A 22557-nucleotide genomic window follows, 5' to 3' on the forward strand; every position below is an offset into this window, starting at 1 on the left:
CCCGAGCATGTCCGTAGCGCACAAGACCTGTTTACGGCACCCACAACAATCCGCGCCCCCTGCCCCAATCTGAATGGTCGCAGGGTGTGCGGATGTATTCATGGGAAGGAAGCGCTAGCGCTTAGAGCACCTGCCGCAGAAACGCCTGGGCACGCGGATCACGCGGCTGGTCGAAGAACTGTGCCGGTGGCGCGTCTTCCAGCAACTTGCCGTGATCGAAAAACAGCACCCGGTCCGCCACTTCGCGGGCGAAGCCCATCTCGTGAGTCACGCAGACCATGGTCATGCCTTCGACGGCCAGTTGTTTCATCACGTCGAGCACTTCGCCGACCATTTCCGGGTCCAGCGCCGAGGTCGGTTCATCGAACAGCATGACCTTGGGGTCCATGCACAGGGCACGGGCAATGGCCACGCGCTGCTGCTGGCCACCGGACAGACGCGACGGGAACTCGTTGGCCTTCTGGGCGATGCCGACCTTCTCCAGCAACGCCCGCGCCTTGGCTTCACGCTCGGCCTTGCCGCGCTTGCGCACGACCTTCTGCGCCAGGCAGAGGTTTTCCAACACGGTCATGTGCGGGAACAGGTTGAAATGCTGAAACACCATGCCAACCTCACGGCGGTAAGCGTTAACGTCGGTCTTCGGGTTGGCCAGGTCGACCCCGTCGATGCTCACCGAACCGCTGTCCAGCTCCTCCAAGCCGTTGAGGCAGCGCAGGAAGGTCGACTTGCCGGAACCCGACGGGCCGATCACCACCAGCACCTCGCCACGCGCCACCTGCGTGCTCACCGAATCCACGGCGCGCACCTCATGGCCGCGGGCGTCGAATACCTTTACCAGCTCACGGACTTCAATCACTTTGCGCAAGCCTCCGTTCCAGACGATTGGCAATCTGCGACAGCGGCAGGTTGATCACCAGATAAAGCGCCGCGACGCAAAACCAGATCTCGAAGACGGAAAACGAGGTGGTGATCACCTCACGGCCGCTCTTGGTCAACTCGGTGATGGCGATCACCGAGACCAGCGAGGTGTCCTTGACCAGGCTGATGCACTGCCCGGCCAGCGGCGGCAACACGCGCTTGAACGCCTGCGGCAGGATCACATGGCGCATCGATTGCGCAGCATTCAACCCCAGCGAGCGCGCCGCTTCATCCTGGCCACGAGCAATGGACTGCACCCCGGCACGGATAATCTCGGCGACATAGGCGCCAGTGAACAGCGCCAGCGCCGCGACCCCGGCGAACTCGCGAGACAGGTTGAGCACCGTGCCGATGAAGAAGTAGAAGATGAAGATCTGCACCAGCAGCGGCGTGCCACGCACCAGTTCGACGTAGATGGTCGACAGGTCACGCAAGGTCGGGTTTTTCGACAACCGGCACAGGCCCGTCGCCAGGCCAATCGCCAGGCCCATGGCCCCGGATACGACCGAGATCCACAGGGTGGTCCACAGGCCCCAGAGCAACGGCCCCGCCGCCCAGTGACGAGTCACCCCGACGACGTCGCCTTCGGCCACGTCATCGCCCTCGGACACCAGCAGGCTGTCACGGGCGACCAGCAGTTCCTGCTCCTCGCCAGCATCGCTGCGCAAGGTCACCCGGGCATCGCTACCCGTCTCGACGATCGACTCCACGTGCGCGTAGTCTGCCGCGCGCTGCGCCTGCTCGGCGTGATAGGCGAAGTACTGCGGCACGCGGTTCCAGCGCCACTCGTAGGAGATCAGCGAGGCCGAATACCAGAAGGCATAGGCAGCCACGAGCAGGATCGCACCGGTCAGCACATGCCAGGGCCAGTTGCGGCGGTGTTTTCTAATCACGGACAAAGCTCCGAGCTACAGGCTTCAAACGACGCGCACACGGGTGCTTGAAGCCTGACGCTGCATTTATTCCATATCCTTCAGCCAGGCGGTGTTCTTGAACCACTTGGCATGGATACGATCGTAGGTGCCGTCTTCACGGATCTGGTGCAGCCAGTTATTGATCCAATTGATGCTGTCGTAGTCGCCCTTCTTCAGACCGAAGGCCAGGGGCTCGAAGGTGAAGGGCTCTTCCAGGTGCACCAGCTTGCCGCCACCGACCTTGGCCAGGGCCACCACGTTGTAGGGCGCGTCATAGATGAAGGCATCGGCCTTGCCGTTGATCACGTCCTGCAGGGCTTCCGGCTCGTTGTCGAAGCCGCTGTACTTGGCCTGGGCGATCAATTTCTTGGCGACCAGCTCACCGGTGGTACCGACTTTCGAGGTCAGCCGGTACTTGGCGTTATTGAGGTCTTTGTAGGATTTGATCTCGCCTTGCAGTTCCTTGCGGATCAGCAGGGTCTGGCCAACGACGATCCACGGCTCGGAGAAGTTGATGCGCAGGTTGCGCTCCTGGGTCAGGGTCATGCCGGAGCCGATCATGTCGAACTTGCCGGTCAGCAGCGCCGGGATGATGCCGTCGTAGGAGGTGGAGACCAGCTCCAGCTTGACGCCCATGGCCTTGGTCATGGCCTTGAGCAGGTCAACTTCGAAGCCGACGATCTCGCCGCGCTTGTTGGTCATTTCGAATGGCATGTAGGTCGGGTCCATGCCGACTTTCAGCGTGCCGCGCTTGACCGCGTCGTCGATGACACCCGCGTGAGCGGCGCCGCTCAGGGCGCAAACCGACAGCAGGAGCGTGGCGAGAAACTTCTTCATTGCAAATCCTCGATTGGCAGATGGGCGTCGTGTGAGCCGCGCCCACCGGAAAATAGGGGCGCATGCTAACCGCCATCAGCAAAGATGGCGAGTAGCGAGAAAGCAAGTGCGGGGCCAATGGACGGTCGGCACCCGGCACCGGCCCATTCGGCTGCTGCACAAATGAAAAAGCCGAAGCAGGTGGCTTCGGCTTTTCCGGGCAGAGCCGCTATCAGGCGGCTGGCGTTTGCGCGCGATGGCCCGCCAGGATGTCCTGCTTCTTTTTCGCTTCCGGCAGGTCATTGATGCAGTAGTTGATGTAGTACAGGGTGAAGATGAACGTGTAGAAGCCGTTCATGCGCAGGTCTACACCATGCTCGGTGAGCGCATACTTCTGCAGCGCTGTGCGCGCCTGGAAGGCCCAGACGATGTAGAGCACCGCCAGAGCGATGGAGAAGCCCAGGCTGAGAACGTCGAACAACACCTCACCGCTGCCAGCAAGAGCGCCACTCCAACCGGCACACACCGCGATCCAGATGATGAACAGGTCGCTGCCGACACGTTGTTTGGTCACCTCACTGATTTTCTCGCCGTTACGCCACAGCCAAAGAATGGGATACAGGCCCACGGTCGCGATAGAGAGCAGTACCAGGTTCAGCGTCTTGGTATCAACGCGCTCTTTCAGGTCGGAAATGCTAGACATTGCGTGTCTTCCTCATTGGGTTTGCCGGTAGAGCGTCCATCGCCCTAGCCTCGTGCAATCATTCTTGCCGTAGATACTCGGCAGGATAGCGGACGCTACTATTGCGCCATCAGCGCTGTCTAGAGCCTTTGCATCAGACTTCCAGCAGAAAGGTCACCGGCCCATCGTTGAGCAGGTGCACCTGCATGTCCGCACCAAAACGCCCGGTCGCCACCTGACCATGTTGCTGGCGAGCGAGCACAACCAGCTCATCGAACCGTTGCGCACCCAATGCCGGCGTGGCGGCGCTGGAAAAGCTCGGCCGCAAACCGCTGCGCGTATCGGCCGCCAGGGTGAACTGCGACACCAGCAGCAGGCCGCCGTCGATATCCTTGAGCGAGCGATTCATCTTGCCCTCGGCATCACCGAACACCCGGTAGTTGAGTAATTTGTGCAGCAGCTTGGCCACGCTGGCCGGGGTGTCCTGAGGCTCGACGCCGACCAGAGCCAGCAGGCCCTGATCGATCGCACCCACCACTTCGTCTTCTACTTCGACACGTGCATGGCGCACGCGCTGGATCAGTGCCTTCATGCTTCTTCCAAGGGCAGATCGAGCAGGCGCCGGGCAATCTGGTCGGCAGCACGCACCAGCGCATCGGTAATGCCCGGCTCCGAGGCGGCATGGCCGGCATCGCGGATAATCTGCAGCTCACTGTTCGGCCAGGCCTGGTGCAGCGCCCAGGCATTGTCCAGCGGACAGATCACGTCGTAGCGACCATGCACGATCACCCCTGGCAGGTGGGCGATCTTCGGCACGTCCCGCAGCAACTGGTTCGGTTCGAGGAACGCCTCGTTGAGGAAGTAGTGGCACTCGATGCGGGCGATCGACAAGGCGCGGTGCGGTTCGCTGAAACGATCGACCACCAGCGGGTTGGGGCGCAGGGTCGCGGTGCGTCCTTCCCACGTCGACCAGGCCTTGGCCGCGTGCATCTGGGCAATCTGGTCAGTACCCGTGAGGCGTTTGTGGAAGGCCTGCATCAGGTTGTCCCGCTCATCGAGCGGGATCGGTGCCAGGTAATCCTCCCAGTAGTCAGGGAACAGGCGGCTGGCGCCTTCCTGGTAGAACCAGTCGAAGTCCTGCGGGCGGCAGAGGAAGATGCCACGCAGGATCAGCGCATGCACGCGGTCCGGGTGAGCCTGGGCGTAGGCCAGCGACAGGGTCGAGCCCCAGGAGCCGCCGAACAGGACCCACTTGTCGATGCCAAGGTGCTCGCGAATGCGTTCGAGGTCGGCGATCAGGTCCTGCGTGGTGTTGTTTTCCAGACTGGCATGGGGAGTCGAACGCCCACAGCCACGCTGGTCGAAGGTGACAATACGGTAGAGGTTGGGGTCGAAATAACGACGACTGGCAGCATCGCAGCCTGCACCGGGACCGCCATGGATGAACACGACTGGCAGGCCTTCCGGTGAACCGCTTTCGTCCACATAGAGCACATGCGGCTCCTGCACCGCCAGCTCATGGCGGGCGAAGGGTTTAATCTCCGGATACAAAGTCTGCATGATGCGCTCCCGAGTCTGTTAACTGGTCACCTGCGAATGGGTGCCGGCCCTCTAGTGTGTCGGGCATCATAACCATGAAAGTGGAGTTGAAGCATGTCTACCCCGCGTTTTGCCCTGCCTTTTCTGCTGTGCCTTGCCTTGCTCGCCGGCTGCAGCCGCAACGACCCGCAGGCCGCGCTTGAAGCGGCCGTGCAACAGCTGCAAGACAACCTTGAAGCCAAGCGTCCCAGCGCGGTGATCGAGCAGTTGCATGCGCAGTTCGGCGCGCAGCAGCACTACGACCGGGATTGGGCCGCGCGCACCATGACGTTGCTGTTCATGCGCTACAAGCAGGTCAAGGTGATCGCCCTGTCCAAGAACAGCCATATCGACCCGACCTACCGCAACAAGGGCTACACCCAGGCCCAGGTGGCCCTCACCGGCGCCCAGGGGCTGATCCCCGAGAGCGCCGGGCACTACAGCGTCAAGCTGGAATGGTGGCTGGAAGATGGCGAGTGGCAGCTGGCGCGGCTCGACTGGGAATAAGCCGCGCCCTGCCGGCAGCACTCAGAGCCTGTTTATGATCTTCTGGATTAGAGCCCAGGCAAGGGCTAGGCGCCTCCGCGAAAACACCCGAGAAAGCGGACTGGGCCCGCACTCGGGTTTACGAGTGGTAAATGAGCACTCTGACTGGGCTCGCATTCGAGGGTGTTTTTAACGCCGTATGGCCGCGAGCCAGGAGATCGTAAACAGGCTCTCAGAAGATGAATGGCACGAACATCCGGCTGCGCCGCATGTAGGCCCTATAGGCCTCACCGAAATACTCCAGGCATTCGGCCTCGTCGCGCTTGGCGGCGAGGTACAACAACACGCTGGCCCCCACAGCCAGCACAATGCTGAGCAGGTTCAACTGTTTGCAGGCGATGCCCCAGGTCAATAACTGCAACGAACAGAACAGCGGATGACGAATGAAGCGGTAGATGCCGCCGGTGACCAGTTGCGAGGTCCGTTCGAAGGTGAAGAGCTCGGCATCGTCACGCTGCTGCGCGTCGGGGCGGCCATAACGGCGCAGCTGATAAGCGCCGAGCAACAGCACCAGCAGCGACAGGAATAACAATACCCACGACACCTCCTGATGCAACGCATAGCGGTCGACGAACCACACCGGCGCATTCAGCACCAGCAGCGCGAGCATCAGTTCCCAGGCGAAGAAACGATAAAACCCGTGGGAATGTGGCCGGCGCAAAGCCTCCCACGAAATACCGACAAATACCGCCGAACCCACTACGAACAACAATCCCTGCCACCACACCATCTACCTGCCTCCTGACTTGCAAACCCAGGCACTGCGCCATCTGCAGCCCCTCTGTTACACTGCCGACCCACCTGCACTGACCGCACACGATGGACCGTACACAACTGCACACGCTGCTGCCGCATCAGGGCCCCGCGCTCTGGCTGGATGGCCTGCTCGACCACGATCCGCAGAACATCCGCGGCCTCAGTGCCTGGCACCACCTCGACGCGTTCGGCAATGATGCATCGCCCTGCCTGCTGTATGAGGCTGCGGCACAATTGTGTGCTGCGCATGGTGCCTTATACGGCGACGACAGTGCCATCGAAATGGCCCTGGTCGGCAAGCTCTCGCACCTGCAGGTGCATCATGAGCCCGCTCGGCGCCAGGGCGCCCTGCAGGTTGCCGCGACCCAGGAAGTGCTGAGCCCGGCGGGCGCGCTGTACGCCTTCAGCGTGCACGCCGACGAACAACTGCTGCTCGACGGCAAGCTGCTGCTGGTGCTGGTTCATGCTTGAACTACACAACCTGACTTTCCGTTATGCGGGCTCACCTGCCCCGGCCCTGCAAGGTATCGACCTGCAGTTGAAGGCTGGCGAATGCCTGGGCCTGCTCGGCAGCAATGGCGCGGGCAAGACCACCCTGCTGTCGCTGATCAGCGGCGTGATGCCGGTACAGCAGGGCGAGATCATCTGGCACGGCGAGCGCCGCCTCGGCCTGGTGCCCCAGCAACTGGCCTTCTATGCGGGCCTGAAGGTACGGGAAAACCTTGAGCTGTTCGCCGACCTCTACCGCCTGCGTGGCACGGAACGCCGCGAGCGTCTGCAGCAGTGCATCACCTGCACGGCACTCGAAGACAAACTCGACTGCCGCAGCGAGCGCCTGTCCGGTGGCGAACAGCGACGCCTGAACTTTGCCATCGGCCTGCTGCAACCAGCCCAGTTGTACCTGTTCGACGAGGCTACCGTGGGCGTCGATGCCCAGAGCCGACACCTGCTGCTCGATGCAGTCGAACACCTGACCGCCGCCGGCAAGGCGGTGATCTACACCAGCCATTACCTGGACGAAGTCGAACGCGTGGCCCAGCGCATCCTGCTGCTGCATGAAGGCAAGGTGCGCCTGGACCTCGACAAGCGCCACCTGCTGGGCGATGACCACGGCCTGTCCCTGGAATGGTCGGGCGCCCCGCCCGCCGGCCTCGACGCCCTGCTGGCCCGCCTGCAACTGACGACGGAAACCTTGCCTGGCGGCATCCGCATTCCCGCCTTGTCGGGTCAGCACCTGCTGGAGATCAGCCAGTTCGTCGTCGCTCAGCCGGAACTACCAAGCCTGCTGCGCTTCGGCCGCCCATCGCTGGAACAGCTGTACCTGCGCCTCAACGGAGGCCGGCTATGAGATTGCGCGCCCTGGTTCGCAAGGAGCTCATCCTGCTGCTGCGCGACCCGCACGCCCTGGCCGTGCTGTTCCTCATGCCGACGCTGTTTCTGATCCTCATGGCCTTCGCCATGTCCAGCTACCTGCAAAATCGCCTGCCGCCCCTGCATATCGTGCTGGAGGTTTCCCAGGAGAGCGCAGCCAGCCAGCTGTTTCACGACGCGCTGCAGGCGCAATTGCCGGATAGCGAGATCGCTACCCGGAGTGACGAATCGCTAGCCCGGGTAAAACTGGCCCCCAACTTCGCCGACACCCTGCTCGACGTCCCGCACCAAGGCCCGGACCTGGTGTTCCCCGCGCAATTCGACAACATCTCCCGCGAACGCCTGCGCAGCGCCGTGCGCATCGCCCTGGCCCAGAGCCGACTGCTCGCCTACCTCGAAGACAGCGATGTCATCGACGCGCAAATGCCGACCGCAGAGCGACTGGAGCTGGCCCAGGCACGTACGCAAAGTGACATGAAGGAACAGGACCAACTGGCCAGCGGCGACCTCAGCGGACGCGCCAACGCTACCCAGATGAGCGTGCCGGCCTGGCTGATCTTCGGCATGTTCTTCGTCATGCTGCCGATGGCTGGCAGCTTCCAGCGCGAACAACAGAGCGGCGCGCTGCTGCGCTTCCGCTGCCTGGGGCTGAGCCTCGGCACCCTGACCCTGAGCAAACTGTTGCCGTACCTGGCCATCAACCTGCTGCAGTTCGGCCTGCTGCTGGCCCTCGGCGTCTACGGCCTGCCGCTGCTTGGCCCACCCGCATTGGAGCTGCCTGGCGGCCTTGCTGCCTACCTGCTGCTGGCCATCAGTGTGTCCATGGCCACCTGCAGCCTGGGCCTGTTGCTGGCGGCGCTGGCCCGTAGCAGCGAACAGGCATTGTTGCTCGGCGGCGGGCTGAATATCATCCTCGCCGCCATCGGCGGCATCATGGTGCCCAAGAGCGTAATGCCCGACGCCATGCGCCAACTGGCGGAAGTCTCGCCGATGAGCTGGGCGCTGGACGCCTTCCTGACCCTGTTGGTAGGCCACGGCTCGCTCGCCGATATCGTGCCCTACTGTGCGCGCCTGCTGCTGTTCGCCGCCCTGCTCGGCAGCATCGGGTTGCTCCTGTTCCACAAACGAGTACAGCAAACGCAATGGACCACTCACTACTAGAACAACAACTCAAGCAACTGCTGATTCGCGAGTGCGACAAGGAAGACGACATCGACTGGCAGAGCATCACTGACGACGAGCCGCTGTTCGGCCAGAAAAGTCGCATCCAGATGGACAGCCTCGATGCCCTGCAAGTCTCGCTCGCCCTGCAGCAGCACTATGGCGTACGCATCGAAGGCGCCAAGGATGGCCGTCGCATCCTGGGCACCATTGCCAGCATTGCCGCGTTCATCAGGCAGCAACAGTGACACCGGTTTACCTGCAACGCGGCGCCCTGCACAGCGCGCTGGGAGCCGACCTGGATGAAGCGGTCCTGGCGCTCAGCGAAGGCCGCCAGCCGCAACCCGGACAGTTTTTCCTGCATGAGTTGCAGCAGCCACGTCCGTATCTGGCAGCGACCACATCGGAAACCCTCGACCAGCGCCTGGATCGCCTGATTGGAGAAACCCTGGGTGATACATCACAGGCGCTCGACGACTGTCTGCTGATCATCGCCAGCACCAGCCTGGACATCAGCCAGCTCGAAACCCTGGTCAGCGCCGAACAGGGTTTTCGCCCCGAACACTCGACGCCCCTCGACCTGATGGCCAGCCAGCTTCGCCAGCGCTGGGACTTCGCCGATGCGTTCACCCTCAACACCGCCTGCACCAGCGCCGCCAACGGCCTGCTCTATGCCGCACGCCTGCTAAACGCAGGCGTGCATCGACGCGCCCTGGTGCTGGCCTTCGAAACGCCCAATGCCCTGGCCATGCAGGGCTTCGGCGCGCTGGACCTGACCAGCCCGAGCGGCCGCTATCGCCCCTTCCACCCCGAGCGCGACGGCCTGATCCTCGGCGAGGCCTATGCCGCCGCCCTGCTCGCTCCTGAGCCCGGCAATGCACCCCTGGCCCGCCTGCTCGGCGGGTTCAGCGCCTGCGACACCAGCAACCTGACTACCACCCGCGAAGATGGCAGCCATATCGATTGGGTCATGCAAGGTGCGCTGCGCAGCGCCGGGCTCACAGCGGGCGAGATCGACCTGGTCAAACTGCACGGCACCGCCACCAGCGCCAACGACCATGCCGAACACAACGGCATGCGCCGCCTATACGCCGACGCCCTGCCCGCGCTGTGCGTGCTCAAACCCTGGCTTGGCCACACCCTGGGCGCCTGCGGCCTGAGTGAAACCCTGCTGCTGGCGCGCAGCCTGCAAGCCGGCTCTTTGCCGGGCCTCGACTATGCCGCCGAAGCGCTGCTACCGCTGCCGACACACCGCCAACCCGTGGCGAGCGATGCCCGACTACTGGCCAACTTCTTTGGCTTCGGTGGCAACAACGCCAGCCTGGTACTGCAGGTGTGCAGCACAGGAGTATCGGCATGACGGTTATCGCCGCCAGTGAAATACGTGGCAACGCCGCGACCAGCGACAAAGCACTGAAAACTGCTCTAAGCCAATGGTTGAGCAGCCCGCCACGTCGCATCGACCGCCTGATCTTCCAGGCCCTGCTCGGTGCCGCTGCGCTGAAGGAACAGGTGCGCAGCGACTGCGGCCTGTACCTGGCCGCCCGCCATCCAGCCCGACCAACCATGGGCGCCCTGCTCGATGCCGTCTGCGTGCAGCACAAGCAGCCCAAGCCGTTCGAGTTCGTCAACAGCGTGAGCAACGCCGCAGGCTTCCATGTCGCCCAGCAGCTGGGGCTCGAAGGTCCCAATCTGTTCATTGGCGCAGGTGAACGGGTCTGGTCGCACCTGCAGGCGCTGGCTGCACTCGATCTGAACGACGGCGTAGTCAGCCAAGCCTTGCTACTGGCGGTCGACGAAGTGGAGGACTTCTGCGTGCAAGCGGTGCTGCTGGAAGGAACGGTGCCCGTTACGTCAGCTGATGACTTCGCCGCCCTGACGACACAGGTCGACGTATATCGCCTGGATCTCTCGGGCGAATAACGCCTTGGCAGCCACCCGCCCCGGTGGATCGATAAAGCGCGATCCCTGGGGTGGCCATCCACCTCAGGTTCTTGTAGGAGTGCGCCATGCGCATGAATCGCGAGCAGGGCCCGCTCCCACAATATTCGACGCTGTCCAGGGGCTTTGGCTTAAGAACAGAATTGCCTCCCGACAATCAGCCCTTGCGCTTGGCCCAGGCGCCGAGCTCCTTCATCAGCACGCGCTCCTGCAGCGCAATGCCGCGCAGTGATTCGGCAATTGGTGCGAAATTGGCCGGCTCGCCCTTGTTGCGGCTGGCGCGCACGCATGCGGAGGCGAACTGACGCCAATCGTCGCCGATGCGGGTCAACTGCGCCGAGGCCTGCTGCAAGGTGGTATCGCCAATCTTCTCCCCGGCTTCCTGCAGAAAGCTGGCGTACATGAAGCGGAAACCGGCACCGCCGGTGCCGATCTCTTCCTGCATGCGCACGATATGGGTGAGGTACAGGCGGTTGTATTTGGTCTGCGCCGGATCGAGCCGGTCGATACGCGAGGCCAGGTGCTGGATGCCGCGAATACCGATCCAGGGCAATGGCATGCCGTCGAGAATCCGCGCGGTCGACAGCACGCTCTTGCGGATCAGGCGCTCCCAGTCCTGCTCCAGCGGCACGTCATCGAGCCAGTACATCAGCCCCTTTGCTGCCAGCGCGCCCTTGGCAAAGCGGGCCTTCTGCAGGTCTGCAGCCGCACAACGTACCGGCGCTTCGAACACCGGATCGCTGATCAGGTACTCGCCGCCCTCGCGGCCATAAGCCAGCAGGTTGTGGGCATTGAAGTGGAAGCGCATCTCCGGCGGAAAGTACGGCAGCCAGAACACCGAACTCTGCAGACCGGCCAGACGCCCAGCGTCCAACGCACTATCCAGCGCCAGGCGACCCTGCTCGGGATTGCCGAAGGTGCGGCTGTGCAGGCGAGCGCCGAGGCGCTTGCTCAAGGTCTTGATCAGGTAGCGCGGCGGCATGCGGTAGGCGATCAGCGGCATGCCGCTGAGCTTGACGATCGGCAGGTAGGCGAAGGCCAGGCCGGATGCCAGGCCAAAGGCCATGGGCTCGCTCATCGGCAGGCCGGCATGGCTGAGCAGGCTGGCCATCACGCCACTTTCGCAATGGGCGCTCTGGCGGTGCTGGAATTCGCTCATTTCACTTCCTTTTGATAGCGGACCAGGTCTGCGGTCGGCAGGCCGAAAGCCTCCGCATAACGGGCCAGCAATGCCTGCGAGAGGCGCTGATAGATGGCCGGGCGAAAATGCCGGCGAATGCGCCATTGCCACAGCCCGGTGATCTGCGCCAGAGCCGGCTCATCCAGACGGTAGCGGTACATCAGGCATTTCAGCGGCGACAGCTCGCCGCGCTGCCAGGCAGCCAGCGCGTCGGCCTCCTGCTCCTCCAGCTCAGCAACCGCCAACTGGGTGGCATAGGCCTCCGGCTCCCAGCCATCGCTCTGCGCGCCCTGATAATGACCGCTGGCGTCCACCGCATAGACCAGCTTGCTGTGGCCGCCGTAGGTGGAGCTGTGGTCCTGCGGCACTTCGTCGAGCTTCATGGTTCGCCCACCACCGTCAGGTGCATGAAGGCACTGGAGAAGCGACCGCTTTCCGGGACGTAGCACAACAAACGCTGGCCACTGCGCAGGCGATCGTTGTTGAACAGCTCTTCGAGGATGATGAAGATCGACGCCGCGCCCGTATTGCCCTTGCTGCTCAGGTTGGTGAACCAGCGATCCTGCGGAATCGGCAGGTCGGCATTGGCCAGGCCGGCGGCCAACGGCTCGCGGAAGAAACCCGACGAATAGTGCGGCAGGAACCAGTCGATGTCCGCCACATGCAGTTCGCGGCGCTGCATGATGCGTTGCAGGGCGTGCTCCACGGTGTATTTGACGATGTTCTCGTTGAGCAGTTTGACGTCCTGCTTGATCGCCATCACCGAGCGCCGCGCCCGCTCATCATTGTCGTAACGGCTCCAGCCGGTCAGGCGTCCATCTTGCACTTCGGCCCCGGCATACATGCACGGCGGCATCTGGTCGGCGAAGGAATAGATGTCGATCCAGTCGATACGCAGGCTCAGACCATGGGCATTGGGCTGGCCCTGCAGCCATACGGCGCCCGCGCCATCGGAGAGCATCCAGCGCAGGAAATCCTTCTCGAAGGCGATCTCCGGGTGACTTTCCAGTTCCTCGACGCGGCTTTCATATTCGGCGTTGAAGTTGCGTGCCTGCATCAGCACGGAGGCGACCTCCGAGCCACAGGCCACGGCATTGCGACTTTCGCCGCTGGCCACGCTCATCCACGCGTACTTCAGCGCCGTCATGCCGCACAGGCAGATTCCGGCGGTGGTCGTCACTTCGCAGGAAGGGTTGCCCAGCTCGCCGTGCACCATCACGGCGTGTCCTGGCATCACCTGGTCCGGCGACGAAGTCCCGGCCACCAGGCAATCGAGGTCGGCCAGGTCGAAACCTGGTCCCTCCAGACCACGAATGGCTTCGGCACTGAGCTGCGCATTGCTCATGGCCGGCTCGCCGCTGGCCGGATCGATCACGTAGTGACGCTGCTGGATGCCATTGCGCCGCAGAATTAATTTGCGCGCACGTGACGGCTTGCCACCGACCAGGCCGAGGCGCTCTTCCATCTGCTCGTTATCGACTGGGTCGAACGGCAGGCAGGCGCTGATGCGATTGATGAAAACAGGTTGTACCACGGGTATTCCTCGGGTCACTTCACTCGCCGGATGGACCGGCAAAGTAGGCCTTCTCACGCTGTATCCGCGCCTTGAAAAAAGGCGCCAGCAGCCGCTTCAACAGTGCGCTGATCGGCACGACAGTAATGATCAGGCAAATCAGAAAAACGATGTACACCACCAGCCCTGCGGCACGGCGCCGGCTCTGCTGCGGGCCCAGGGCCGTGAGCAAGCGGCTCCACACCTTGAAGCTGCGATTGCCGACTTTCTCGCTGGCAATCAGCTTCTCGTCGATGCGTACCGCACCAAGACCACTGAGCATGGGCAGTTCCAGCGGCAGATCGTCAGCGGACAGGCGATGCGCCATAGCCTCGCCAAAACGACTCGCTGCCGCGATCTCGGCGTCGGCGATACCGGCACGCGGTACCCAGCTGTAAGGTTTCTGCCGGCCGGTGAACAACCACAAAGGGGTCGCAAGGAAGCTTGCAGCGGTACCGCAGGCATCGGTCAGGGCAATGTTGTCGATCAAGCGGGCGCCCAGAGCGTGCAGTTGAACCTTGATCTTCTCCTGCGCCATCAGCCACATGTTGCGGCAGCCGATCAGCGTCACCACCGGCGTGTCACGCAACAGGCGCTTTGCCTCGGCGGAGGCGAGAAAACTGGTGACCGGCAATGAAGGTGAAAGGAACCATACCTGATACGCGAGGATCACAAGGTCGTAGCGCTTGTCAGCATCGACAGCCAAGGGCAGCAGCGGCTGCGGGCGCATCAGTACGGTTTCAGGGAAAATTCGAAAAAAACTCAGAAAGGGCCAGGGAAACGGGTAAGGTTGCGCCGGCTCCAAGGCGAGAAAATCGACGTGGATATCGTCACGCTGCAACAGTGGCGCGCAGACCGATTGAACCAGACGGTTCAACTGACCGGTTTGCGAATAATGGACCACCAGAACCTGACGCATGCCTTGCCAATTCCCTGCAAAATGTCGCGAATTATGCCACAGAGAATTCTTCGAACCTTAATCAAGCGATCCACTGGCTGTGCGCTGACACTACTATTCGTCGGCCAGCCCGTTTGGGCAGGTGACATTCTGGTCCATCTGCAAGGCAAACAGGCCACCGGCACCGTGCATCTGGCCCTGGTGAACGCCGACCAGAAGCACTGGCCCGAGCAGCTTTTGCGCGAGGCTCACAGCGATGAAGGGGTGTTGCGTCTGCGGGACGTTCCCCCCGGTCGCTATGCGATTCAGGTCTATCAGGACAGCAACGGCAATGGCCTGCTCGACCTCAGCCCACGCGGCATTCCCCTCGAGCCCATCGGCTTCTCCGGTAATCCATCGCTGTTCACCGGCAAGCCCTCGCCCCTGAAATGCCTGTTCGAGCACGGCACCGCCGATACCGAGCTGAACATCCGCCTGCACAATCCCAAGGCCAAGCCGCGGAAAAATTAGGCCGAACATCGGGGCACTTTGCGCACCCAACTGATCCCCGATGTACATAGGCAGACCGCCCACCACAAACCCTGTTAACGACCTGCGCCATCACGCCAGATCAACTCACCGGTGTCATAGCCCTGTTTGTGCACCTGCTCCAGCAGCAGGTTGCGCGTCTCGGCAGAAATCCCCTTATCGCGCGACAGCAACCAAAGGTATTCACGGTCAGGGGTACCGACCAGCGCCGTCTGGTAATCCTTATCCACATACAGCACCCAGTAATCGCCCTTGCTCAGGCTGGGGAAGAGTCGGCTGAAACCGTTATCGAAACGCACCCACAGCTTGTCGGTCTGCCCGGCGACCTGAGGCTCGGCCTGGCCGGTCGCCTCGATCCACTCCCCCTTGGCTGTGCTGCACCGGTTGAGCACACCGACTCGGCCATCTTCACGCAACGTGTAATGGGCTTCCGACTGCACGCAGCGTCGCTGGAAGAACATCGGTAGTCGCGCCTGCTCGTACCAGACGCCCTGATAGCGCTGCAGATCGACATGGCCAACCGTGGTCGGCGGTGCCTTGCCGCTTCCCGAAGCCGAGCAGCCGGCGAGCAGCAGGAACAGCGTGAGCAGAGCGAGACGCGGCATGCGTTGGCTCCTTATTTGAGGCCTTGACCGGAGAACATCATCACCTTGTCACCGGCGAACTGCACGCTGATGAAGGACTTCTCATCGCCCCAGGTGCAACTGGTCAGGCCGATTGCACCGGAGCATTCGACAGGACTGCCAAGCAGGCTTTCGACCTCGGCCTTGGGCATGCCAGCTTTGAGCTTCGAGTAGTTTTCCTGATTGACCTTGCTGCACGCGGCAAGCAGGACACAGACAGACAATACGGCAAGGGTACGCAACGACATGGAACAGCTCCTGATGCAGGGGACGAAGACATGAGCTTGGCACACGGGCGCCACTTGTGCGCCTTGGACGTCAGAAGCCCGAGCCGGGTTCATCCAGATAGACCTGCTCAGCCGCGCTGGACGGGCGACCCAGAATCGCATTGCGATGCGGGAAACGCCCGAAACGGGCAATCACCTGCTGATGGCGCACGGCAAAGTCGAGAAAGCCGTCGAAAGGCTCGCGCTCGCCCTCAGGCTGGGCATCGCGCAGTGCGCGGAAGCGCTCCACCGCCTGGTTCTGCGTGGGCAGGTCTTCGGTATGTTCCAGCACCAGGTAGACGAATACCTGGCGAATCGAGTCGAGCTTCCGGTCCATGCCCCGCGCCAGCCCCTGGCGTACCAGTTGCAGGGCGCGGGCATCGCCGGCAAAGGCCCTGGGCGTATTGCGCCCGATCATGCGCGGCAACTGGTCCAGCAGCAGAATCAGCGCCAGCCAGCCTTGGGCATCATCAGCCCAGTCTTGCAGCCCGCCCGCCAACGCCTGCTTGATCTGATCACCGAAACGCCGCCGCGCCTCGTCATCCTGGCTGTCGCTGTAGCCAAACCAGAGGCCGGAGCGCTGCGCCGCCACCTCGGCAGCGCTGCTCGCCGAACCGAACCACCAGTCGAGAAGCGGTTGCCAGGCCGGCATGGATCAAGCCTTGTGGTACGTGGTGACGCGCTCGACTTCTTCCTTGGAGCCAAGGAACACCGCCACGCGCTGATGCAAGGATTCGGGCTGGATATCGAGGATGCGCTGGGTACCGTTGGTGGCCGCGCCGCCCGCCTGCTCGATGATGAAGGACATCGGGTTGGCCTCGTACATCAGGCGCAGCTTGCCCGGCTTCTCCGGCTCGCGGGAATCACGCGGGTACATGAACAGGCCACCACGGGTGAGGATACGGTGCACGTCAGCCACCATCGAAGCGATCCAGCGCATGTTGTAGTTCTTGCCCAGCGAACCTTCCTTGCCGGCTAGCAGTTCGTCTACATAGCGCTTAACCGGCGCCTCCCAGTGACGCTGGTTGGACATGTTTATGGCGAATTCAGCAGTGCTTTCCGGCACGCGAATGTTGTCGTGGGTGAGCACGAAGCTGCCCAGCTCGCGGTCCAGGGTGAAACCTTTGACGCCATCACCGAGGGTCAGCATCAGCATGGTCTGCGGGCCATAGATGGCATAACCGGCAGCGACCTGCTTGGTGCCCGGCTGAAGGAAGGCATTCTCGCGCAGAGCATCGTTCTGCGAGATCTCATCGCTCGGACAGCGCAGCACCGAGAAAATGGTACCGACCGAGACGTTGACGTCGATGTTGGAGGAACCATCCAGCGGATCGAACACCAGCAGGTAGGCGCCTTTTGGGTACTTGCCGGGGATCTGGTAGGCGTTGTCCATTTCTTCCGACGCCATGCCCGCCAGGTGACCGCCCCACTCGTTGGCTTCCAGCAGGATTTCGTTGGACAGCACGTCGAGCTTCTTCTGCACTTCGCCCTGGACGTTCTCCGTTTCCATGCTGCCCAGCACGCCGCCCAGGGCGCCCTTGGAGACGGCATGGCTGATTTCCTTGCACGCGCGCGCGACGACTTCGATAAGGAAACGTAAGTCGGCTGGAGTGTTGTGGCTGCGGGTCTGTTCGATCAGATAGCGGCTGAGGGTGACGCGCGACATGGGGATGGCTCCAGCGGGGGGTGTCGGAAAAATTCGGCCAAGTTTACCCGTTTGCCGGCGCAAGCGCCTTACCTGGCGCTGACCGGCAGACGGACTCCCCACTCAGCCCCTGCTCTCAGTCACGCCGCACAGGTTTGCGCAACAGACTCCAAGCCATGGCGCCCAGCATGCCAACGCCCGCCAGCAACACCGCCCACAAGCCAAAGCGCTTCCAGTCGCCTGAGGATTGCGGTGCCTCTGCCGACGCACCCGCCGCCATCGCAGGAATTTCCGTTGGCACCACGGCCTCGGCAAGTTGGGCCAGACGGGCCGCCTCGTAACCGGGGATCAACGTGGTCAGCGGTAGCGCTGCCGATTGCAGCCCGGCCTTGCCCAGCGCCAGCTGGTAAGGCGCCGAGCCGCGAGCGAGGAAGACCACTTGCGTACTGCGCATGGCCACCTGCAACTGCGGCTCCGAAGTGCCCAGACCACCACCACGCGGATCGACCTGAAGGCGCAGTTGCTGCACAGGAGTGCCATACAGCTCGACCTCGTTCTGCAGCACTTCCTTACCATCTTGAGGCAGCCGATATAGCAGACCGCGCGTTAGTGGCTGCCATTCCAGCTTGCCCTCACGGCGGCTGGAGAAGCTCACCGGCACCAACGCGTTGGCCTGCGGCAGATCGATCCGCAACCGCTCCAGCGGTAATGCCAACGGCAGTTCCCAGGTGTACTCGCCCGGCTTGCTGCTGGTTGGCCTGGCTGTCAGCCAGGCCAATGGCGCGGGTGTCGTTTCGCTGTCGATGCTGGTCAGCCTGGCAGCTGTCAGCGCAGGCGCCTGTTGCGGCGCCAGCCAGAGCAGGCGCAGGTAACGCGCCTTGAGGCCGGGCAATTCGATATCACGCTGGTCGATACGCTCATCGGCAAAACTCAGGCGGGCGATCTGGCCATCGCCCCAGCTACGCCAATGCTGCAAGTCATCACTGGCCTCGATGGAGAAACGCTGGAAGCCTTCGCCATCCGCGCTCCAATCCAGCTGCAGCCGGTGCAGCGGCGCGTCCAGCGCACTGGCATCCAGCAACCAACCACGCAGTACCTGTTGGCTGGTGGTCGGCTCATCCGGCGTCACCTCTACCAGCGTGCCACTGGTACTGCGCTGCACCCGTATCGAGGGCGCAGCCGTGGTGCTCGCTTCGCCCCTGAGCGGGAACCATTTGACCGCCATCTCCCGACGCTTCTCACTGGATTGCGCTGCGCCAAGTGTCAGCGCATAAGCCAATGCCTCGCCTTCGGCGTTGAACAGGCGCAGGTCACGCAGATCGGCGTGGCGCGCCGTTACATGCAGCGCCAGAGGTAGCTCCAGCCGATACCACGGCCCCTCGCCCTTCACGGTGAGAGGAACCTGTACGGCAAAATCCTCGGGGCGCTCGTCAGCGACCACACCTGTGATGCCTGCCAGCGCAGCCAACAGTGGGAGTATTCGAATACACGTTTTCATGCCTGGGGCTCCGATGCCTCCTTGCGCGGCGGCAAGGGTGCGAAATAACCGACGACCAGCAGCAACACGCCGACGCCAATGAACGAGATGATGCGCTCCAGGCCACCGCGATTGCCGAGCTCGACGAAGAACAGCTTGGCCACCACCACGCCGATCAATGCCGCACCGACCAGCCACAGCTCACGACGAGCCCGCAGGTGACCGACGATCATCAGCGGCAGGGCAATCAGCGTCCAGACGATCGACAGGCCTGCCTGCACCAGCATCGAGCCGAGCAGGCTGTCGAGCTCGTACGCTACCCCGCCCCAATGGTGTGCAGTGCGGAATACCGCGGCAGTGAGCAGGACGAACAACGAACTGCCGGCTACCAGCTGCGCGACACGCTCCGTATCGGGAACACCCAGCGCGCCCAACTGGCTGCGCAGCCAGCTGTAGACGCCGAACAGGGCGAACAGCATCCCCAGCTCCAGCGGGTTGAGCAATGGCAGATAGGGCAGCGGATCGGCGCGGCCATCGCTGGCGATATTGGCCAGCCAGAACCAGGCCAGCATCAGCGCCGCCAGAGGCGCGGCCGCCAGCACCCGGTATTCGCGCGGGTAGGCAGCCACCGGCCACGGCCAGGCGCGCGGCACGGCCATCGCCAGCAGATAGGCGCTCGGCAATACCGCCCAGCCCAACCAGCGCCAGGCGTTGTAGTGCTCGGACAACAGCATCAGCAGATAGCGCAACTCCAGCGCCAGAACACCGAGCAGCAGCCAGCAACCCAGCACATGCGCCGCGCGCAAGGCGCCCGACGGCAGCAGTTGCGCCAGGCGTCGCAAGGCCAGCAGATTCACGACAAACAGGGCACTCCAGGCCAACCAGCCAAATGCCGCAGCCGGGTGGTAGGTCAGCTCGAAACGCTGCAGCAGGATTACCCCGGCCACCGGCACCAGCAAGGTGCACAGCAGCGCCATTGCCTGCCAGCGCAAGCGCACGGCCAGCAGCATCCACAGCAACACGCTGAGCGTGGCTGCCAACAGCAACAGGCTGCCCTGCAGGGCTGGCGCCGCGAAGCGCACGATCTCACTGGCCAATGCCAATGCCCACCAGGCGGCGCCCCAGGCCAGCAGCAACTGCGACAGGCGCTGCAGGTTCACATCGCCAAGAGCACCTGCCTGGCCATGCAACAACACATGCCGCAAACGCCAGGCACCGATCTGCGCGGCCAGCCCCAACACCAGAGGTGTCCAGAACCCAGCATGGCCCAGGGGCCGCAGGCCCTCGCTGGGCAACTGCCCCAACAACAGCGGGCTGGCGGCGAGAAAGGCAATGCCACCGACGACCTGTAGAAACAGGCCGAAGAGGAAGCTGGCCCGTAGCTGCAGGCGCAGGCTGAGCCAGATCACCAGCAGGCCACTGCCAGCCCACACCGCGCTGGCGCTTTGCCAAGGCAAGACGAACAGCACGGCCAGATTGATGAACACCAGGCCAACCAGCAGTACCAGCGAAAGACCGCGCATCAAACGTTGGTCCTGGCTGACCCTGTCATCACGCAGAGCAACCAGGATGCCGGCAACCAGCGCCAGACCGATCAGCGAGCAGGTCATCAGTGCGCGCCAGCCACCATCGAGCAGCGCACCGTCATGGCCGCTACCCCGCAACTGGATCAGGAACAGCACGCCACCGAGCAATTGCACGGCGAAGGCGCAGAACAGGAAGGTTCTCGACTGCAGGCGCAACCCGGCAAACAACGTTGCCAACCCGGCTGCAGCCCAGCAGATAGCCGTCCCTTCGCTGGCAAAGAGCAGCGGCGCGATCAGGTACAGAAACGCCAGGCCGGCAGTCGCCAGGGCAGGCAGCAGTTTGCGCTCCCAGGCCTTGCTGGCTGTGTCCGCCGCTTCACGCAATTGCCAGAAGCTGAACAGCAAGGCCACGCCAAGCATCAGGGCGCCTAGCGGCGAACCTTGCAGCACCGTGCCATCCCCCGCATCCAGTTGGCCGAGGAATGCCAGCGCCGCACCGAACTGCAGCAACAAAGCAAAGGCCCGCGCCAGCGGTCGCCCCTGGCGCAGCCCCAGCCAGAAGATACCTGCCCCCTCCACCGCCCAGGCCGCCGAGGTCCAGCGTGCGTCCAGCCCCAGCGGAATCGCCAGGGTGCCGAACACCACGCCCAGCGCCAGGCAGGTCTCCACCAGCAACAGGGCACGTCCCGGTGCGCGGCCATTGAGCACACGCGCCAGCAGCAGGTAGAACAGGCCCAGGCCCAGCGCGCTGAATGCAGCCGCGAACTCGATATGCTGGACCACCGCGTACTGCAGACCAAAGCCAATCAACGGAGGACCGAACAATACGGTGCCGTCGACATAGTCGGTCTTGCCAGCCGACCAGCGCAGCAACGCATCACGCTCCTGTGGCGCTTCGCTTGCCTCACGCAATTTACGCCGGGCGAACAGCAGGCCGATGGCCACGTACATCAGGAAGAACAGAATCAGAAACGGCTCGGTGCTCCACAACAGCTCCGGCGTGTAGGAACGCATGCCCCATGCCAGGCCGATCCCGAACGTACCGAGGAAACCGACCAGATTGAGCAAGCGCCAGGCCTTGAACCAGGCAATGGCAAAGATTCCGCTGTTGAGCAGAATGAAATAGCTGAACAGGGCCACATGATTGCCGCTGCCGGTCGACGTCAGGATTGGCGCGGCGAATCCGCCTAGCGCAGCGGCTACCGCCAGTCCCAGGGCATTCTGCATGACGGCGAGAATGGCCGAGAACAGGGTGACGAACACCAGCAGCCCCAAGGCCAGCTTCGGGTCGAGCAAGGGGTGCAGGCGCATGGCGGCAAACACCGTGAGATACAGCACAGCAATACCAGTGCCCTGCAGGATCAAGCCGTAGTTGGGATTGCGCAGACGCAACCACCAGCCAAGACCGAGCAAGGCAATAGCACTGGCGGCAACGCCGACATAACGCGCCTCGGTCGAGATGACCATGCCCTCGGTGGCGTAACGCAGCAAAAAGGCCAGGCCGAGAAACAGCAACACCACGCCCACGCGGAGCACGGTATTACCACCGAACAGCCAGTCTTTGGCCAAGGCAATGCCGCGCTCGATCAGAGACGGCTCGGTTGGGCGAACTGCAGCGGCTGGGCGTACGTAAGCCGGCTCAGGTGCAACCGCTGGCTGGGGCTCGGGCAATTCATGGACGATATCCGCAACGGTCTCAGCGAGGGCTGGCTCGGGCTGGTCAGGCAGGTCCCAGACCAGATCCGCCTCGAACGCCGGCTCTGCGGTTTGAGGCGGCAAGGCATCCGCTGCGGCAGCAGTCGAAAGCGTATCCGTGGTTGGCGGCGCGTCTTCGGGTATAGGTGTGGAGGCAGCCTCCGCGACAGACGCAGGACGCTCAACAGGCTGTGCCTGCTCAACCTTGAGCAACCGCTCGTGCATGACGGTGGTGCCATGTTCGAAACGCTGAGCGAAGCCGCTCAGCTCCTTGCGCAACGACGTGTTCTCATCTGCCAGGTTCTGCATCCGCAGTGCCTGGCCAATGCCCAGCCCCAGCAAACCACCGAGCAAGGCCCCCGTTACCGACTCACCGGCCAAGGCACCAAGAAGCAGACCCACCAGCATGAAAATCCATTGCATGCGTCATATCCCTGCACGAATAAAAACAACCGAGCGAAACGCCCGCAGCGTAGGGAGTATA

25 protein-coding genes are annotated in these 22557 nt (G+C 63.0%); 8 read left to right on the forward strand and 17 right to left on the reverse strand.

The annotated features are described in order from the left end of the window. Nucleotides 1-121 precede the first annotated feature (121 nt). From ACWPW0_RS20535 to pip, 6 genes are all read right to left on the reverse strand, one after another. Nucleotides 122-856: an amino acid ABC transporter ATP-binding protein gene (locus tag ACWPW0_RS20535; protein ID WP_447595740.1), complete on the reverse strand. Its 735-nt coding sequence runs from the start codon at nucleotides 854-856 to the stop codon at nucleotides 122-124. Continuing rightward, nucleotides 849-1811, reverse strand: a complete 963-nt coding sequence (locus tag ACWPW0_RS20540; RefSeq protein ID WP_454256380.1) for an amino acid ABC transporter permease — start codon at nucleotides 1809-1811, stop codon at nucleotides 849-851. Before ACWPW0_RS20540 ends, ACWPW0_RS20535 begins: the two co-directional genes overlap by 8 nt. A gap of 66 nt (nucleotides 1812-1877) precedes the next feature. Continuing rightward, the gene (locus ACWPW0_RS20545) at nucleotides 1878-2669 is read right to left on the reverse strand and encodes a transporter substrate-binding domain-containing protein (RefSeq protein ID WP_447594598.1); all 792 of its coding nucleotides are present in this window, start codon (nucleotides 2667-2669) and stop codon (nucleotides 1878-1880) included. Between the two features lie 211 nt (nucleotides 2670-2880). Beyond that, nucleotides 2881-3351: a DUF4234 domain-containing protein gene (locus tag ACWPW0_RS20550; RefSeq protein WP_454256381.1), complete on the reverse strand. Its 471-nt coding sequence runs from the start codon at nucleotides 3349-3351 to the stop codon at nucleotides 2881-2883. Between the two features lie 133 nt (nucleotides 3352-3484). Then, nucleotides 3485-3922: a D-aminoacyl-tRNA deacylase gene (dtd, locus tag ACWPW0_RS20555; protein WP_447594602.1), complete on the reverse strand. Its 438-nt coding sequence runs from the start codon at nucleotides 3920-3922 to the stop codon at nucleotides 3485-3487. Then, nucleotides 3919-4890: a prolyl aminopeptidase gene (gene pip, locus ACWPW0_RS20560; RefSeq protein WP_454256382.1), complete on the reverse strand. Its 972-nt coding sequence runs from the start codon at nucleotides 4888-4890 to the stop codon at nucleotides 3919-3921. Before pip ends, dtd begins: the two co-directional genes overlap by 4 nt. A gap of 93 nt (nucleotides 4891-4983) precedes the next feature. On the opposite strand from pip, the gene ACWPW0_RS20565 reads away from it, so the two are divergent. After that, nucleotides 4984-5415, forward strand: a complete 432-nt coding sequence (locus tag ACWPW0_RS20565) for a hypothetical protein (RefSeq protein WP_454256383.1) — start codon at nucleotides 4984-4986, stop codon at nucleotides 5413-5415. A 211-nt stretch (nucleotides 5416-5626) separates the two neighbouring features. Here ACWPW0_RS20565 and ACWPW0_RS20570 read toward each other — a convergent pair whose 3' ends face one another. After that, a complete protein-coding gene (locus ACWPW0_RS20570) occupies nucleotides 5627-6184 on the reverse strand; it encodes a methyltransferase family protein (protein WP_454256384.1) in 558 nt (185 codons plus the stop codon). Between the two features lie 89 nt (nucleotides 6185-6273). Here ACWPW0_RS20570 and ACWPW0_RS20575 point away from each other — a divergent pair, with 89 nt between their 5' ends. From ACWPW0_RS20575 to ACWPW0_RS20600, 6 genes are read left to right on the forward strand one after another with little or no spacing between them, the layout of a single operon-like run. Then, nucleotides 6274-6681 carry a beta-hydroxyacyl-ACP dehydratase gene (locus ACWPW0_RS20575; RefSeq protein ID WP_447594609.1) on the forward strand — a complete coding sequence of 136 codons (408 nt, stop codon included), beginning with the start codon at nucleotides 6274-6276 and terminating at the stop codon, nucleotides 6679-6681. After that, nucleotides 6674-7558 carry an ABC transporter ATP-binding protein gene (locus ACWPW0_RS20580; RefSeq protein ID WP_454256385.1) on the forward strand — a complete coding sequence of 295 codons (885 nt, stop codon included), beginning with the start codon at nucleotides 6674-6676 and terminating at the stop codon, nucleotides 7556-7558. The genes ACWPW0_RS20575 and ACWPW0_RS20580 overlap by 8 nt, the downstream gene beginning before the upstream one ends. Further along, nucleotides 7555-8742 (forward strand): ABC transporter permease, encoded by a 1188-nt coding sequence (locus ACWPW0_RS20585; RefSeq protein ID WP_454256386.1) that lies wholly within the window; start codon nucleotides 7555-7557, stop codon nucleotides 8740-8742. Before ACWPW0_RS20580 ends, ACWPW0_RS20585 begins: the two co-directional genes overlap by 4 nt. Next, a complete protein-coding gene (locus tag ACWPW0_RS20590) occupies nucleotides 8724-8990 on the forward strand; it encodes an acyl carrier protein (RefSeq protein ID WP_447594614.1) in 267 nt (88 codons plus the stop codon). Before ACWPW0_RS20585 ends, ACWPW0_RS20590 begins: the two co-directional genes overlap by 19 nt. Continuing rightward, nucleotides 8987-10102 (forward strand): beta-ketoacyl synthase N-terminal-like domain-containing protein, encoded by a 1116-nt coding sequence (locus ACWPW0_RS20595; protein ID WP_454256387.1) that lies wholly within the window; start codon nucleotides 8987-8989, stop codon nucleotides 10100-10102. Before ACWPW0_RS20590 ends, ACWPW0_RS20595 begins: the two co-directional genes overlap by 4 nt. Continuing rightward, nucleotides 10099-10665, forward strand: coding sequence for a hypothetical protein (locus ACWPW0_RS20600; protein WP_454256388.1), 567 nt, complete (start codon nucleotides 10099-10101; stop codon nucleotides 10663-10665). The genes ACWPW0_RS20595 and ACWPW0_RS20600 overlap by 4 nt, the downstream gene beginning before the upstream one ends. Before the next feature lie 175 nt (nucleotides 10666-10840). Here the strand turns inward: ACWPW0_RS20600 and ACWPW0_RS20605 are convergent, their stop codons facing one another. From ACWPW0_RS20605 to ACWPW0_RS20620, 4 genes are read right to left on the reverse strand one after another with little or no spacing between them, the layout of a single operon-like run. After that, a complete protein-coding gene (locus ACWPW0_RS20605) occupies nucleotides 10841-11842 on the reverse strand; it encodes a BtrH N-terminal domain-containing protein (RefSeq protein WP_454256389.1) in 1002 nt (333 codons plus the stop codon). Then, nucleotides 11839-12246, reverse strand: coding sequence for a hypothetical protein (locus ACWPW0_RS20610; protein WP_447594622.1), 408 nt, complete (start codon nucleotides 12244-12246; stop codon nucleotides 11839-11841). The genes ACWPW0_RS20605 and ACWPW0_RS20610 overlap by 4 nt, the downstream gene beginning before the upstream one ends. Next, nucleotides 12243-13397, reverse strand: a complete 1155-nt coding sequence (locus ACWPW0_RS20615; RefSeq protein WP_454256390.1) for a beta-ketoacyl-ACP synthase III — start codon at nucleotides 13395-13397, stop codon at nucleotides 12243-12245. The genes ACWPW0_RS20610 and ACWPW0_RS20615 overlap by 4 nt, the downstream gene beginning before the upstream one ends. A gap of 19 nt (nucleotides 13398-13416) precedes the next feature. Then, nucleotides 13417-14334, reverse strand: coding sequence for a dialkylrecorsinol condensing enzyme (locus ACWPW0_RS20620; RefSeq protein ID WP_454256391.1), 918 nt, complete (start codon nucleotides 14332-14334; stop codon nucleotides 13417-13419). On the opposite strand from ACWPW0_RS20620, the gene ACWPW0_RS20625 reads away from it, so the two are divergent. After that, the gene (locus ACWPW0_RS20625) at nucleotides 14311-14823 is read left to right on the forward strand and encodes a DUF2141 domain-containing protein (RefSeq protein WP_454256392.1); all 513 of its coding nucleotides are present in this window, start codon (nucleotides 14311-14313) and stop codon (nucleotides 14821-14823) included. The genes ACWPW0_RS20620 and ACWPW0_RS20625 overlap by 24 nt on opposite strands. Before the next feature lie 74 nt (nucleotides 14824-14897). Here ACWPW0_RS20625 and ACWPW0_RS20630 read toward each other — a convergent pair whose 3' ends face one another. From ACWPW0_RS20630 to ACWPW0_RS20655, 6 genes are all read right to left on the reverse strand, one after another. Continuing rightward, nucleotides 14898-15446, reverse strand: coding sequence for a lipocalin family protein (locus tag ACWPW0_RS20630; protein ID WP_454256393.1), 549 nt, complete (start codon nucleotides 15444-15446; stop codon nucleotides 14898-14900). Between the two features lie 11 nt (nucleotides 15447-15457). Next, nucleotides 15458-15712 carry an outer membrane protein assembly factor BamE domain-containing protein gene (gene bamE / locus ACWPW0_RS20635; RefSeq protein ID WP_447594630.1) on the reverse strand — a complete coding sequence of 85 codons (255 nt, stop codon included), beginning with the start codon at nucleotides 15710-15712 and terminating at the stop codon, nucleotides 15458-15460. Nucleotides 15713-15782: 70 nt separating this feature from the next. Beyond that, nucleotides 15783-16382, reverse strand: coding sequence for a DUF924 family protein (locus ACWPW0_RS20640; protein ID WP_454256394.1), 600 nt, complete (start codon nucleotides 16380-16382; stop codon nucleotides 15783-15785). 3 nt (nucleotides 16383-16385) lie between these two features. Next, nucleotides 16386-17396: a class 1 fructose-bisphosphatase gene (locus ACWPW0_RS20645; protein WP_447594633.1), complete on the reverse strand. Its 1011-nt coding sequence runs from the start codon at nucleotides 17394-17396 to the stop codon at nucleotides 16386-16388. Nucleotides 17397-17511: 115 nt separating this feature from the next. Continuing rightward, complete coding sequence (locus tag ACWPW0_RS20650) at nucleotides 17512-18873, reverse strand: DUF3999 domain-containing protein (RefSeq protein ID WP_447594635.1); 1362 nt, start codon at nucleotides 18871-18873, stop codon at nucleotides 17512-17514. Next, nucleotides 18870-22496, reverse strand: coding sequence for a DUF2339 domain-containing protein (locus tag ACWPW0_RS20655; protein ID WP_454256395.1), 3627 nt, complete (start codon nucleotides 22494-22496; stop codon nucleotides 18870-18872). The genes ACWPW0_RS20650 and ACWPW0_RS20655 overlap by 4 nt, the downstream gene beginning before the upstream one ends. Between the last annotated feature and the right edge of the window lie 61 nt (nucleotides 22497-22557).

Source organism: Pseudomonas sp. Marseille-Q8238, from assembly GCF_965111915.1.